At 57.8% G+C, this 12,291-nt stretch carries 15 protein-coding genes; 6 read left to right on the forward strand and 9 right to left on the reverse strand.

Features of this window, described 5'->3' with window-relative positions; all coding sequences use genetic code 11:
• Positions 1–294: 294 nt before the first annotated feature.
• Positions 295–837, forward strand: coding sequence for a gamma carbonic anhydrase family protein (locus PSES9_RS0114645; RefSeq protein WP_010488117.1), 543 nt, complete (start codon positions 295–297; stop codon positions 835–837).
• A gap of 116 nt (positions 838–953) precedes the next feature.
• Here PSES9_RS0114645 and PSES9_RS0114650 read toward each other — a convergent pair whose 3' ends face one another.
• Together PSES9_RS0114650 and PSES9_RS0114655 are read right to left on the reverse strand one after the other, a co-directional pair.
• Positions 954–1,346 carry a hypothetical protein gene (locus PSES9_RS0114650; RefSeq protein ID WP_010488118.1) on the reverse strand — a complete coding sequence of 131 codons (393 nt, stop codon included), beginning with the start codon at positions 1,344–1,346 and terminating at the stop codon, positions 954–956.
• 8 nt (positions 1,347–1,354) lie between these two features.
• A complete protein-coding gene (locus PSES9_RS0114655; RefSeq protein WP_010488120.1) occupies positions 1,355–2,668 on the reverse strand; it encodes a sulfite oxidase in 1,314 nt (437 codons plus the stop codon).
• A gap of 228 nt (positions 2,669–2,896) precedes the next feature.
• On the opposite strand from PSES9_RS0114655, the gene PSES9_RS0114660 reads away from it, so the two are divergent.
• Positions 2,897–3,544 carry an HAD family hydrolase gene (locus PSES9_RS0114660; RefSeq protein WP_010488122.1) on the forward strand — a complete coding sequence of 216 codons (648 nt, stop codon included), beginning with the start codon at positions 2,897–2,899 and terminating at the stop codon, positions 3,542–3,544.
• 18 nt (positions 3,545–3,562) lie between these two features.
• Here the strand turns inward: PSES9_RS0114660 and PSES9_RS0114665 are convergent, their stop codons facing one another.
• Both PSES9_RS0114665 and PSES9_RS0114670 read right to left on the reverse strand, forming a co-directional pair.
• Positions 3,563–3,823 carry a DUF1161 domain-containing protein gene (locus PSES9_RS0114665; RefSeq protein WP_010488124.1) on the reverse strand — a complete coding sequence of 87 codons (261 nt, stop codon included), beginning with the start codon at positions 3,821–3,823 and terminating at the stop codon, positions 3,563–3,565.
• Between the two features lie 74 nt (positions 3,824–3,897).
• Positions 3,898–4,971 carry an aminopeptidase gene (locus PSES9_RS0114670; protein WP_010488126.1) on the reverse strand — a complete coding sequence of 358 codons (1,074 nt, stop codon included), beginning with the start codon at positions 4,969–4,971 and terminating at the stop codon, positions 3,898–3,900.
• A gap of 112 nt (positions 4,972–5,083) precedes the next feature.
• On the opposite strand from PSES9_RS0114670, the gene PSES9_RS0114675 reads away from it, so the two are divergent.
• A complete protein-coding gene (locus PSES9_RS0114675) occupies positions 5,084–5,500 on the forward strand; it encodes a PA0061/PA0062 family lipoprotein (RefSeq protein ID WP_010488128.1) in 417 nt (138 codons plus the stop codon).
• Positions 5,501–5,551: 51 nt separating this feature from the next.
• Positions 5,552–5,971, forward strand: coding sequence for a PA0061/PA0062 family lipoprotein (locus PSES9_RS0114680; protein WP_029529573.1), 420 nt, complete (start codon positions 5,552–5,554; stop codon positions 5,969–5,971).
• 25 nt (positions 5,972–5,996) lie between these two features.
• Here PSES9_RS0114680 and PSES9_RS0114685 read toward each other — a convergent pair whose 3' ends face one another.
• From PSES9_RS0114685 to PSES9_RS0114705, 5 genes are all read right to left on the reverse strand, one after another.
• Positions 5,997–6,422, reverse strand: coding sequence for an OsmC family protein (locus PSES9_RS0114685; protein ID WP_010488130.1), 426 nt, complete (start codon positions 6,420–6,422; stop codon positions 5,997–5,999).
• A 94-nt stretch (positions 6,423–6,516) separates the two neighbouring features.
• A complete protein-coding gene (locus PSES9_RS0114690) occupies positions 6,517–7,512 on the reverse strand; it encodes an LLM class flavin-dependent oxidoreductase (protein WP_010488132.1) in 996 nt (331 codons plus the stop codon).
• Between the two features lie 88 nt (positions 7,513–7,600).
• Entirely contained in the window at positions 7,601–8,590 is a 990-nt protein-coding gene (locus PSES9_RS0114695) for an autotransporter domain-containing protein (RefSeq protein ID WP_010488134.1), read from the reverse strand.
• A 157-nt stretch (positions 8,591–8,747) separates the two neighbouring features.
• Positions 8,748–8,960, reverse strand: coding sequence for a dodecin (locus PSES9_RS0114700; protein WP_010488136.1), 213 nt, complete (start codon positions 8,958–8,960; stop codon positions 8,748–8,750).
• Between the two features lie 126 nt (positions 8,961–9,086).
• On the reverse strand, positions 9,087–9,974 hold the full coding sequence (locus tag PSES9_RS0114705) for a LysR family transcriptional regulator (RefSeq protein WP_010488137.1): 888 nt from the start codon (positions 9,972–9,974) through the stop codon (positions 9,087–9,089).
• A gap of 148 nt (positions 9,975–10,122) precedes the next feature.
• On the opposite strand from PSES9_RS0114705, the gene trpB reads away from it, so the two are divergent.
• Both trpB and trpA read left to right on the forward strand, forming a co-directional pair.
• Positions 10,123–11,343, forward strand: a complete 1,221-nt coding sequence (gene trpB / locus PSES9_RS0114710; protein WP_010488138.1) for a tryptophan synthase subunit beta — start codon at positions 10,123–10,125, stop codon at positions 11,341–11,343.
• Complete coding sequence (trpA, locus tag PSES9_RS0114715; RefSeq protein ID WP_010488139.1) at positions 11,343–12,152, forward strand: tryptophan synthase subunit alpha; 810 nt, start codon at positions 11,343–11,345, stop codon at positions 12,150–12,152. The genes trpB and trpA overlap by 1 nt, the downstream gene beginning before the upstream one ends.
• The last annotated feature ends 139 nt before the right edge of the window (positions 12,153–12,291 follow it).

Below are 12,291 nucleotides of genomic sequence, written 5' to 3' on the forward strand. Positions count from 1 at the left end.
TAGGGAGCATCTGAAAAAAGTAGCGACCCAAGGAAGTAACAGCCGAAGGCTGGCCCGTAGGCCGAGCACCAGCGAGTAGAAAATGTGAAAAAACACAGTTTAGTATTCTAAATGAGCATTTGATTCGCGTTGCCACCCTTTCGGGGCTGCAGCAAGGGCTGTCCAACTAAAGTCCGTTCAGCCTGAAGGCTGTGAGCAGTTTTCAACGCAGTAATGCCGAGCGCAGTATTTTTTCAGCGTTTCCTCGGTATCCTATTTAGAATCGTGATTATTAGCAGCCAAAAGGAATCTATCGTGTCGATTCGAACTTACCAGCAATTTACTCCGCAATTGGGCGAGCGCGCATTTGTCGACAGCTCTGCAGTGGTGCTGGGTGACGTCGAGATTGGCGACGACAGCTCGGTTTGGCCGCTGACCGTGATTCGCGCCGACATGCACAGCATCCGTATCGGCCAGCGCACCAGTATCCAGGATGGCTGCGTTTTGCATATCACTCACGCCGGCCCCTTCAACCCTGCCGGTTATCCACTGAATATTGGCGATGATGTGACCATCGCGCACAAGGTCACCCTGCATGGTTGCAGCATTGGTAGCCGGGTGTTGGTCGGCATGGGCAGCATTGTCATGGACGGCGCCGTGATCGAGGATGAAGTGGTGCTGGGCGCTGGCAGCCTGGTGCCGCCTGGCAAGCGCCTGGAAAGCGGCTTTCTCTATGTCGGCAGCCCGGCCAGGCAGGTGCGTCCCTTGAGTGACAAGGAACGCAGTTACTTCTGCTACAGCTCGAAAAACTACGTGAATCTCAAGGATCAGCATCTGATGGAGGGCTACGGACACTAACGAGGCTCTACTCGCTGGTGCTCGGCCTACGGGCCAGCCTTCGGCTGTTACTCCCGTTGGTCGTTATGCCTTGTCCTATCTTTGTTCGCGACCTTTTTCAGTGGCTCCCTAAGCCGTCAATCTGCTTTGGGCGGTGACTGCTTGGGTTTGCGGAGCGGGTTTTCCGGTAATTGTTCGGCCAGTAAGGCCGGGCGCCGGGTTTCAACTTTGGCGCCGTAGTTGCTGCTCAGGTAGGTGAGTATGGTGTCTTCGGTTTTTGCATCAAAGGGCCATAAACCTTGCTTGTCCTGCATCCAGCGGATCAATGAAAGCCAATGTTCGCGGCTGCCGCCGGTTTTCGTAACCAGTTTGGCCGAGTGACAGGCCATGCAGTTATTGCGTACGGTTTCCCAGCCGGGCGCGATGATGAAGCCGCTGGCGGGGTCGGTCTGCGCAGCGGTTTCAGCGGCCTGGACCGAGATGGAGAAAAGGCCAAGCAGCAACAGACTCAGGGCAGTTGAATGGGCCATGGGTCCTCCTAGACTATCTGAATAGCAATGCGATGGCAGGCGTTGTTCAGGTAGCCCTTGGGATTCCAGCCCGGCACCAACATGGGCTGTGAGCGACCCTGATTATCGACCGCGCGCGCCCAGACCTCGTAATAGCCCTTCTCGCTAAAATTCAGCTCTGCACTCCAGTGCTGCCATGCCAGGCGATTAACCGGCGCCTTGAGCTTGGCCGGTTGCCAGGTGATGCCGAAGTCGGTTGAAACATACACTTCGCTGACCTCAAGATCGCCCGCCCAGGCATGACCACGCACCTGCACGCTTTGCGCAAGTGGCAGGCTGACACCGGATTTGGGGAAGGTGATCAGTGACTTTACCGGCATTGATTCAATAATCTGCATGTCTTCGACGGGAACCTCGCTACCCGGCGCGACCGGGTACTTGGGCACGCTGTAGGACGGGGCCGCCATCTTTTTGCCGTCATGGACCTTGTTGCGCACCACGATCTTGCTCAGCCATTTGCCAGAGGTCGAGGCTGGCCAACCGCCGCAAACCAGGCGCAGTGGCCGGCCATTGAGGTAAGGAATTGGCTGGTCATTCATGGCCCAGGCAATCAGCGTCTGGTCTTCCAGCGCCTTGGCCATGGGGACGCCACGTGAGATCGCATGCTTGCTTGGATCGCCACTTGGGTGCGCATCTGCGCCGTAATAGCCGATGTAAACGGCATCTTTCTTGATTCCGCAGGCTTCGAGCACATCGCGCAGGCGCACCCCGGTGAAGGTTGGGCAGGCGACGGCGCCCACCGACCATTGGTTGCCACTTGCCGCCGGGACGAATTCACTGCGGCCATTGCCGCCGCATTCGACCACCAGTTGATAGGTATGGTGTTTGAAGCGCGATTTCAGTTCGGCAACGGTGAAGGTCATAGGCGTGACACACGACTCGCCTGCGATTTCCAGTTTCCAGTTGGCCGCATCCAGGGTTTCGAGTGCTGGGGGAATGCCGTTGTTGCGCACAAACATATGGCGCGCAGGCGTGACTTCATCGTCGAGCAAATGAGCAGGGGTTTCAGCGTTCAAGGGCCTGTCGTTGAGTACCTTGAGGCCGTCCTTGCCTTCAATGCTGAAGGGCTCATCGGCATGGGCAAGCCCGGCAGGAATAAGTCCCAGCGGCATGAACCGGGCGTATGGAATGCTGGCGCCCAGGGCAGAAGCCATTGCCAGCAGGCTGCTGCGTTTAAAAAAGCCACGACGGCTTGGCTCGGCCTCGCGGTCCCAGAGCAGTTTTTCGGCTTCGACCGGATCTTTTGCATAGAGCTCGTGAATGCCAGGTTGATCTTTAGACATACTTGGCCTCTCCTTGCCTGTTGTTGGCGGCGCCACGCAATCAAGCCGGGCGCCATTGTTGTGCTTCGACCCTAGTTGGCCGTGGCGCCATGCACAACGACCAGTTTGGGGTCGGCGGTCGGTCCAGATGGGCGTGGGGGTAAAATAGCGGAGTGCCTATGCTTTGTTTGGCGGCCTGTTTTTTGTATGGTGGCGCACTCTTTTCATGGCGCCAGACGGGCGATTGCGATGCATTATCAGAATATTTTGTTCGACCTCGACGGCACGCTCACCGACCCGCGTGAAGGCATCACTCGCTCGGTGCAATATGCGCTGGGCAAGCTCGGTATCGATGAACCTGAGCTGCAAGCGCTCGAGCATTTTATTGGCCCGCCACTGTTGCAGTGCTTTATGAGCACCTATGCGCTGGATCAGGAGACGGCCTGGCAGGCGGTGAATTTTTATCGCGAGCGATTTGCCGATGTCGGCTTGTATGAGAACCGGATGTTCTCGGGCATTCCACAGTTGCTGGACCTACTCAATAGCCAGCAGCGCAGCCTGTATGTGGCGACCAGCAAGCCACAGGTATTTGCTGCCAGGATCGCCCAGCACTTCGGTTTTTTCGAGCAGTTCAAGGTGATCTACGGCAGTGAGTTGGACGGTACGCGGACCAACAAGGTCGAGCTGATTGCCCATCTGCTGGAGCGCGAAGGCTTGGCGCCAGGCGATTGCCTGATGATTGGTGACCGCAAGCACGACCTGATAGGCGCCCGCGAAAATGGCTTGGACGCCGCCGCAGTTGGTTATGGGTTTGGTAGCTTCGCTGAACTCAGGGGCGAGCAACCGCGCTATCACTTCCAGACGCTAGGTGAACTGCATCAGGCCTTTGCGGGCTGAGTCAAAGCGAGTGCGGGTTTAGCTGTCGTTACGCTGGTAGATGATCTTCTTGGTGCCGCCATCGCAACTGCCTACCACCATGTTTTCGTCTTCAACCTCAGCGTTGGGGACGATTTCCAGGGTGTAGCTCTGCACGCCTGATGCCTGGATCTTGACCTCGATCTCTTGCTTGAGCTCTCCGCAAGGTTTGACCGCCGCCTGCGCGCCCGCACTGCCCAGTAACCCAGCGCCGAGAGCAATAAATGCCACGAATGTGTGGAGTTTGATTGTGCTAAACATGAGGCTCCGCCCTTGGTGAGCAATTGGGTTTAATTTAGACGCAAGCAATGGCAACTAGTTCGCCAGTCATGCTGCTAATTTGCCATTAGCCTTTGTTCAAGCGCTGCCTTGCGTTGATCTGCCGGTAATCCACCCAGTTTCGCGACCTTTTGGTAGAACACTGGCCAGTCGCCGTTGGCCTCGGCAAACAGCTTGGCGAATGCAGGCACCCATTGATCATAAAGGCCAAAGGGCAGCAGCTTGGCGTTATTGATCGGTGAGTTGATCCAGCCATCATAACGACCGACCCCGCCCCAGCTGCGCTGGCGCAGGTCGTGGTACTCGGCGCGCAAGCGATCAAATTCAGCTTGCTTGCCCTGGCGCATCTGCTCGGCGGATTGACCACTGGCGTACAGCGTTTCCAGGCGCGCACGCGTTTTTAGCACAAGCTGGGTGAACTGCTCGCGTTGCTGGTCGGCTGACGGCTCTGCAGCGGGCTGGCCTCGTTCGGTTCGCCACTGGCGCAGCCCCTGTTGCTCGACAAAGGTGGCGAAGGATTCGTTGAACTCGGTATCGCCCGCAACATAAAACTGTTGATGGGCCAGCTCATGGAAAATCACCGAGACCAAGCGCTCGTCACTCCAGCGCAACATGGTGTTGAGCAGTGGGTCATCAAACCAGCCCAGGGTCGAATAGGCCTCGACACCACCCATGTAGACATCCAGCCCTTGCTGCTTGAGCAGGGCTGCCGCGCCGCGCGCACGTCCCAGCTGGTAATAGCCGCGATAGGCCACGCAACCGGCGATGGGGAAGCAGTGCAGTTCGGGTTTTAGCGAGAACTCAGGGGTGGCAAACACATTCCAGAGCACAAATGGCCGCTGCACATCCGCGTAGACCCGGTAGCTCTGGTTATCGGGCAGGGCCAGGTGCTGGCTGGCAAAGCTGCGCGCCTGTTGCGACAGCGCCAGGCGTCTGCGCAATTGTGCATCGGTCTGAGGGTTGCTGAGCAGCTGCGAAATAGTCTGGCGGCGCTGTAATAGATCAACCTGCCCATCGAGTAGTTGGCTGTAGTAATCAAGGCTTGAACAACCGCTCAGCAGGGCGATGAGCAGCAATGGAACCCAGCTCAGCTGGATGCGGTCGAGTAGAGAGCGATAAGTAGGCGGCATGGCAGGACACTACTGCATCCGCCCGCTTATCCGCCAGCCCCTTGGTAGTGGCTTTTTTGTTCAAACAAAGCGGCGCTAGCCAGCGTTTGCTAATTAAAGTCGGCGCCCTTGCATGCGCGCATTTTTGGCTGTCACCAGTTTGGCACTTATCAGTGGTTGTTCGTTGCTTATGCCGAGCCATGACCCAAACATGGCCTGGGTGGACCTGCGAACCGACGACGATACCGAACTGCTGGCCAGCGAGGTCGACAGCAAAGCGTTGGAAGACGACCGTTTCTTTCAAGTCAGCCCCGGCATCCATGAGTTGCATGCACATATACGCTTCGAGGTGGACGCGACCAACATGGGCGGCGATGAAGCGCCTTTGGCGCGCACCTGCGAGATGCTGGTCAAATACAATGACTTCGCCGCTGGACAAACCTATCGACTGGAGGCTGGCTCCGTGGGCTTTCGGCCCTGGGCCAAACTCTTTGATACAAATGACCGGCTCCTGGCCACGGCACGCGAAGGCAGTTGTGGGCAAATATGAGTGAAACAGCGCTATGCTGAATTCTCTTCTCTAGGCATTGACGAGGTTGTCATGCACCGAATAGCACTCACTGCCTGTGCGCTGGCACTTACCGCCTGCGCATCCGAGCTGCCTCAACCGTCACCCGATCAGGCCTGGGTTGACCTCTACGCCAGCGCCGGCTATCTGCTGATGGCCAACAAGCTCGATGGAAAGCGCCTTGATGACGGGCGTTACTTCCAGGTGCCACCCGGCGCCCATGACCTTGAAGCAAGGTTCCAGTTTGAGGTGCCTGGCGGTGGCAGCCTGGGCGGAATGTCTGAGCCGGTGCAGATGACCTGCGAGTTGCGCTACCGCTATGACAATTTTGAAGCGGGCAAGCGCTATCAGATACAGGCTCGCCCCTTGATGCGTGAAGCGCAAGGCTGGCTCTATGATGAGCAGCGCAATGTCGTTGCCAAAGCAGACGTCATGCGCTGCGGTACATTCTAGGCGCTAGCCTTTGCCAGCGGGTGAATCAGGTTTCGAGCGTGGCTTCAAGGGTGATGGTCGCATTCAGCACTTTTGAAACCGGGCAGCCGGTCTTGGCGTTCTGTACCGCTTTTTCGAAGGCGGCACGATCGGCGCCAGGAACTTTTGCGTGCAAGGTCAGGTGTACGGCAGTGATCGAGAAGCCATCGCCGTCTTTATCCAGGGTAACTTCCGCCTTTGTGTCGATGCTCTCGGCGGTCATCCCAGCTTCGCCCAGTTGCAGCGACAGCGCCATTGAGAAGCAGCCCGCATGCGCGGCGCCAATCAATTCTTCGGGGTTGGTTCCCGGCTCGTTTTTAAAGCGGGTATTGAAGCCGTAAGGTGATTTTGATAGCACGGCGCTCTCGGTCGAGATGGTGCCTTTTCCCTGTTTGATACTGCCCTGCCAATGGGCTGATGCGGTCTTCTTCATCAAAGATCTCCTGCTTTGTAGGGTACTTAGTTGAGAGTCCGGTGCTGCCAACAAGTTCGTTGGCAGCCAGGTTTTACAGTCGATCAAGAACCAATCAGCGCAGGCCCGCGAGAATCTCGAAGGAGCGCTTGCGGTCATTGAAATCGTACAGGTCGCTGGTGAATATCAACTCATCTGCGCCGGTTTGTTCGAGCAATACCTCAAGCTTAGCGCGGATTTTTTCCGGACCGCCGATCATGGCCAAGCCAAAGAACTCGCCCACGGCATTGCGTTCATGGGGCAGCCACAGGCCGTCCATGCTGGCGACAGGAGGGCGCTGGACCAGGCTCTGGCCGCGAATCAGCGAAAGTATCCGCTGATAGGCCGAGGTTGCCAGGTATTCGGCTTGTTCGTCGGTGTCCGCCCCCACCCGGGGGACGCCGAGCATGACATAAGGTTTGTCGAGTACATCGGAGGGCGTGAAGTGATCGCGGTAGATCCGAATTGCCTCATGCATCATGCGCGGGGCAAAGTGCGAGGCGAATGCATAGGGCAGGCCTTTCTGACCCGCTAACTGCGCGCTGAACAGGCTTGAGCCGAGCAACCAGATTGGCACGTTGGTATCGCTGCCGGGCATGGCCACAACCCGTTGATTGGGTGTGCGTGGGCCCAGGTAGCGCTGTAGTTCTTCTACATCCCTCGGGAAGTCATCGGCGCTACCGCTGCGGTCGCGACGCAGGGCATGTGCGGTGTATTGGTCGGCGCCGGGCGCACGGCCCAATCCCAGGTCAATCCGCCCAGGATAGAGCGTTGCCAGTGTGCCGAACTGTTCGGCAATGACCAGCGGAGCATGGTTGGGCAGCATCACCCCGCCAGAGCCCAGGCGAATGCTTTGGGTATTGGCCGCCAGATAGCCGAGTAGAACCGAGGTGGCTGAGCTGGCGATGCCATCCATGTTGTGGTGTTCTGCCACCCAGAAGCGGTTAAAGCCTAATTGTTCGGCATGCTGTGCCAACGCCAGGGAGTTGCCCAGGGCCTGCTTGGCGTCGCCGTCATCGCGGATTGGGGCTAGGTCGAGGATAGAAATCTTGGTCTTTGCTAAAGCGCTCATCTGCTTGGCCTATTAAATGCTCAAATGTGCGACGCAGTCTTAAGCCTTAATGAATGCGCCAATACTTGAGTTTAATAGTGGGGATTAATCAGTCGATTCCAAGCCCTGAAGTCGAATTGGCTGAATTTGCGCCTACGGTCAGGGGCAAAAAACTCACCGCCAGGCCTAGTGACAAGCCCGATACGTTGTCTCCGACCATTTGTCGTAATACCAGGCGGGTGCGGCTGATGAATATGTCGTAAGCGCTGGAGTCGAACTCGACGCCCAGGCCAAATGTGGACAAGCGGTCAAAACCCAGGGCGCCACGTTGGTCGCCCAGGTATTCAGAGTGGGAGAACTCCAGGACATAACGCAGCGGCCGCTGCATCACCACCCAGCCCGTGGGGGCTCGCCAGCGTGACCAAAGGTTGGCTGTTTCGGCGGTAACCTCGCCGTTAATGGCTTCATCCCCGCCGATCTGCTGCAAGTTCATATAGGTGTAGCGCAGTTCGATGTCGGCTTCGTAATCGGGGCGGACACGTTCCCAGTCGAGCATCATGGCGCCGCCCAGGCCCAAGGCACTCATCTGACCGTCATCGAGAAACTTGATTTGCTTATTGGTCTTGCGGTTGATGAATATCCGCGCCGCATTGAGGTCGCTGGTCATGTAGCCCAGGCCAACGCTGGGGATTGGGCTTACCACCACTTCATCGCTGATGGGAAAATCCCAGCCGACACCGCCGGTTGCCGAGACAGAGTTCCACTTGACCGGGATGGAGCGTTGCTCGGCACCGTCCGTGGCCACGAAGCGCGGGTCGTAGCGGCTGTAGGCTGCAGCACCTTCGAGATACAGTGGGAATGACTTGCTCATGGTCGCGCCGCCGCCAAGCTGGGTCATCTTGATGCTTGGGTTGCCACTGCTGCCATCCTTGATTTGCAGCGAGCTCGAAGCCAAATCAAGGGTCATTGAGTAGGACATCAAGGACAGCACGCCATTAACCCGATCCTCCACATCATCCCGGTCGAGCATCAGTTCGGCATGGGCTGTGGGGGCAGCAATAAGGACAAGAAGTGTAAAGCGGGCAGCGAGTGTGGCCATGATTGCGCCGTCAGTAATCAGTTTGCCTGAATTCTAGACGCAAATCCGAGGACCGTTGACTAATCAGGCGCAATCAAGCGCGTTGCTAAGTACCGTGCTAGAGGCATTTAGCCCTAAGGGCCGGGCAGACGAGGCCCGCCCGCACCTTTAGGCTGGTTTAACTGCTGCTTAGGCGAAAGCCCACTTTGAGGGTGACTTGATAGTGACAAACCTTGCCATTTTCGATGTGTCCGCGGGTCTCTGTCACTTCAAACCAATCGAGATTGCGAATCGACTTGGCGCATTCGGCAATGGCGTTATTGATTGCATCGTCGATGCTGGTTTTGGACGAGCCAACGACTTCGACTTTCTTGTAGATGTGGTCTGACATCTTCTGCTCCTCAGTGAAATCACTTTTGGATAGTGGCCTGTAGCGCTGATTTAGATCAGGCACTTATCAATACTGATGCCACCATCCGTGCAACGTTCACTTTAAGCCTAGGCAAGGATCGAGCATTCAGCGCGATAATTCGTGCTCCAGCCATTGCGCCAAGCGCTCTGCACGCTTGTCCAGCTGGCGTTTCGGCACCCATAGTGCCAGTCGCGCCGAGGTTTCGACAAAGCCCCAGGGTGCCAGCAGGCGCCCGCCCGCCAAGTCATCGGCAACCAGTTGTTGCGGGGCGATGGCCACACCAAGCCCGGCGGCAGCGGCTTCCAGCAGGTAGTACAAATGCTCGAAGCCCTGGCCCAGGCGCAACTTGGCCGGAGCGATGGCATTACTCTGTGCCCAGCTTGGCCAGGCTTGCGGGCGCGAGGTGGTGTGCAGCAATGGTTCGTTTAGCAGGCCTTCGGCAGAGCCTTGTGCCAACGCATCGAAGTGGTTGTAGCGCGGGCTGAGCACTGGGCCGATACGCTCAACTGCCAGCTCGAATACACGCATATCCGCAGGCCAGGGCGGCTCCGCAAACCATAAGGTGGCGTCGACACCGGCTCCGCGCGGGTCCAGCTCGCCTTCGCTGGCGGACAGCTGCAAGCGCAAATCGGGCAGTTCGCGGTTGAGTCGGTCGAGCCGGGGGATAAACCAGCGGGCCAGTAAGCTGCCGGGGCAGGCCAGGACAAAGGGCGACTCAGCCTGACCTTGCTTGAGCTCTGCACAGGTTTGCCGCAACCGTTCGAACACCTCTGAGCTGCTATCAGGTAAACGCAGGCCTGAATCTGTGAGTTTAAGCCCGCGACCGTCTTTACTGAACAGCGTCAGGCCCAGGTGAGCCTCGAGCACCTTGATCTGTCGGCTCACGGCTCCATGGGTTACGTTAAGCTCATCCGCTGCAGCACTAACGCTGGTGAGGCGGGCAGCCGCTTCGAATGCACGCAATGCATTTAAGGGCGGAAGCTCTTGGTTCATGTGTGAGTTTTCCTGACAGGTTGCCGCAATCTTATCGCTTTTTTCCTGAGGCACCCAGCCTTATCCTGTGTCCATTGTCCGAGTGGATAGGGGATTTGCCCGTCCAAGCTTGTGACCCAGCCGTTTAGATTAGATTGAGGAGAAAACCATGACTTCATTTCGCAATGGTCCTGATACCAACGGCCTGTTTGGCGCGTTCGGTGGTCAGTACGTCGCAGAAACCTTGATGCCGTTGATCCACGATCTGGCTGATGAATATGAAAAAGCCAAACAAGACCCTGAATTTGCCAAGGAGCTGGCTTACTTCCAGCGTGATTATGTTGGCCGCCCAAGCCCGCTTTATTTCGCCGAGCGCCTGACCGAACATTGCGGCGGGGCGAAGATTTATTTCAAGCGTGAAGAGCTCAACCATACTGGCGCGCACAAGATTAACAATTGCATCGGCCAGATCCTGCTGGCACGCCGCATGGGTAAAAAGCGCATCATCGCCGAGACTGGCGCGGGCATGCACGGGGTGGCCACTGCCACGGTCGCGGCGCGTTTCGGCCTTGAATGCGTGATCTACATGGGCACCACCGACATTGACCGCCAGCAGGCCAACGTCTTTCGCATGAAGCTGCTCGGCGCCAAGGTGATTCCGGTGGTTGCCGGCACTGGCACGCTCAAGGACGCGATGAACGAGGCGCTGCGCGACTGGGTGACCAACGTCGACAGCACTTTCTACCTGATCGGTACCGTTGCCGGGCCGCACCCCTATCCAGCCATGGTGCGTGACTTCCAGGCGGTCATCGGCAAAAAGACCCCCGAGCAAATGCAGGCCCAAGCAGGTCGCCTGCCGGACAGCCTGGTTGCCTGTATCGGCGGTGGCTCGAATGCCATGGGCCTGTTCCACCCGTTTCTTGATGACCAGTCTGTTGAAATCATCGGTGTGGAAGCGGCCGGTCACGGTATCGAGACCGGCAAGCACGCCGCCAGCCTGAACGGCGGTGTTCCCGGCGTGCTGCACGGCAATCGCACCTTCTTGCTGCAAGATGACGACGGCCAGATTATCGATGCGCATTCGATCTCCGCCGGCCTTGATTATCCGGGCATCGGCCCCGAGCACGCCTGGTTGCACGAGATTGGCCGCGTGCAATACACCTCGGTTACCGACAACGAAGCGCTCGATGCCTTCCACAAATGCTGTCGCCTTGAAGGCATCATCCCTGCACTGGAAAGCGCCCATGCACTGGCTGAAGTATTCAAGCGGGCACCAAGCCTGCCAAGCGATCACCTGATGGTCATCAACCTGTCCGGCCGTGGTGATAAAGACATGCAAACCGTTATGCATCACATGGCGGGTGCCGTAAACCAGCAGGAGAACAACTGATGAGCCGCCTGCAAGCTCGCTTTGCCGAACTCAAGCAACAAAACCGCGCCGCGCTGGTGACCTTCGTTACCGCCGGCGACCCTGGCTATGACGCTTCACTGGCGATCCTCAAGGGTTTGCCGAAGGCGGGCGCCGATGTGATCGAACTGGGCATGCCCTTTACCGACCCGATGGCTGATGGCCCGGCGATTCAGTTGGCCAATATTCGTGCCTTGGCCGCCAAGCAGGACCTGGCCAAGACCCTGAAGATGGTGCGTGAGTTTCGCCAGGATGACCAAGGCACGCCGCTGGTGTTGATGGGTTACTTCAACCCGATCCACAAATATGGGGTTGAGCGCTTTATCGCCGAGGCCAAGGAATCTGGGGTTGATGGCTTGATCGTGGTCGATCTGCCGCCAGAGCATAACGTCGACCTCTGCGATCCGGCGCAAGCGGCGGGGCTCGACTTCATCCGCCTTACCACCCCGACCACGGACGACAAGCGTCTGCCGAAAGTGCTCAATGGCAGGTCGGGTTTTGTTTACTACGTCTCGGTTGCGGGCGTGACCGGTGCGGGTTCCGCTACGCTTGAGCATGTCGAGCAAGCGGTTGCACGCCTGCGTCGCCATACCGACCTGCCAGTCAGCATCGGTTTTGGTATCCGCACCCCTGAACACGCCGCAACCATCGCCCGTTTGGCCGAGGGTGTGGTGGTGGGCTCGGCACTGATCGATCAGATCGAAAAAGCCGACAGCAGCGATGCGGCCGTCAAAGGCGTGCTCGATTTGTGCAGCCAACTGGCTGAAGGTGTGCGCGGCGCCCGCCAGTAACGCTGTTGCAATTGGGGCAGACGATTGGCTCAAGCCCGGGGTTTGGGTTTGAGCCAAGGTGGACAAGCTTCGCGTTGTCGCATTTTCTGCCCGCTACTGCTTTTCATCCGCCTCACTGGATCTGTATCCCGCCAAAGAT

This window comes from Pseudomonas sp. S9 (assembly GCF_000222125.1).
GTDB lineage: Bacteria > Pseudomonadota > Gammaproteobacteria > Pseudomonadales > Pseudomonadaceae > Aquipseudomonas > Aquipseudomonas segetis.

What these genes read in the sequence shown, in the direction of transcription:
- PSES9_RS0114650 (WP_010488118.1), bottom strand. Translation starts at nt 1,346, where the DNA reads ATGGCCCATTCAACTGCCCTGAGTCTGTTGCTGCTTGGCCTTTTCTCC.
- PSES9_RS0114655 (WP_010488120.1), bottom strand. Translation starts at nt 2,668, where the DNA reads ATGTCTAAAGATCAACCTGGCATTCACGAGCTCTATGCAAAAGATCCG.
- PSES9_RS0114660 (WP_010488122.1), top strand. Translation starts at nt 2,897, where the DNA reads ATGCATTATCAGAATATTTTGTTCGACCTCGACGGCACGCTCACCGAC.
- PSES9_RS0114665 (WP_010488124.1), bottom strand. Translation starts at nt 3,823, where the DNA reads ATGTTTAGCACAATCAAACTCCACACATTCGTGGCATTTATTGCTCTC.
- PSES9_RS0114670 (WP_010488126.1), bottom strand. Translation starts at nt 4,971, where the DNA reads ATGCCGCCTACTTATCGCTCTCTACTCGACCGCATCCAGCTGAGCTGG.
- PSES9_RS0114675 (WP_010488128.1), top strand. Translation starts at nt 5,084, where the DNA reads ATGCGCGCATTTTTGGCTGTCACCAGTTTGGCACTTATCAGTGGTTGT.
- PSES9_RS0114680 (WP_029529573.1), top strand. Translation starts at nt 5,552, where the DNA reads ATGCACCGAATAGCACTCACTGCCTGTGCGCTGGCACTTACCGCCTGC.
- PSES9_RS0114685 (WP_010488130.1), bottom strand. Translation starts at nt 6,422, where the DNA reads ATGAAGAAGACCGCATCAGCCCATTGGCAGGGCAGTATCAAACAGGGA.
- PSES9_RS0114690 (WP_010488132.1), bottom strand. Translation starts at nt 7,512, where the DNA reads ATGAGCGCTTTAGCAAAGACCAAGATTTCTATCCTCGACCTAGCCCCA.
- PSES9_RS0114695 (WP_010488134.1), bottom strand. Translation starts at nt 8,590, where the DNA reads ATGGCCACACTCGCTGCCCGCTTTACACTTCTTGTCCTTATTGCTGCC.
- PSES9_RS0114700 (WP_010488136.1), bottom strand. Translation starts at nt 8,960, where the DNA reads ATGTCAGACCACATCTACAAGAAAGTCGAAGTCGTTGGCTCGTCCAAA.
- PSES9_RS0114705 (WP_010488137.1), bottom strand. Translation starts at nt 9,974, where the DNA reads ATGAACCAAGAGCTTCCGCCCTTAAATGCATTGCGTGCATTCGAAGCG.
- trpB (WP_010488138.1), top strand. Translation starts at nt 10,123, where the DNA reads ATGACTTCATTTCGCAATGGTCCTGATACCAACGGCCTGTTTGGCGCG.
- trpA (WP_010488139.1), top strand. Translation starts at nt 11,343, where the DNA reads ATGAGCCGCCTGCAAGCTCGCTTTGCCGAACTCAAGCAACAAAACCGC.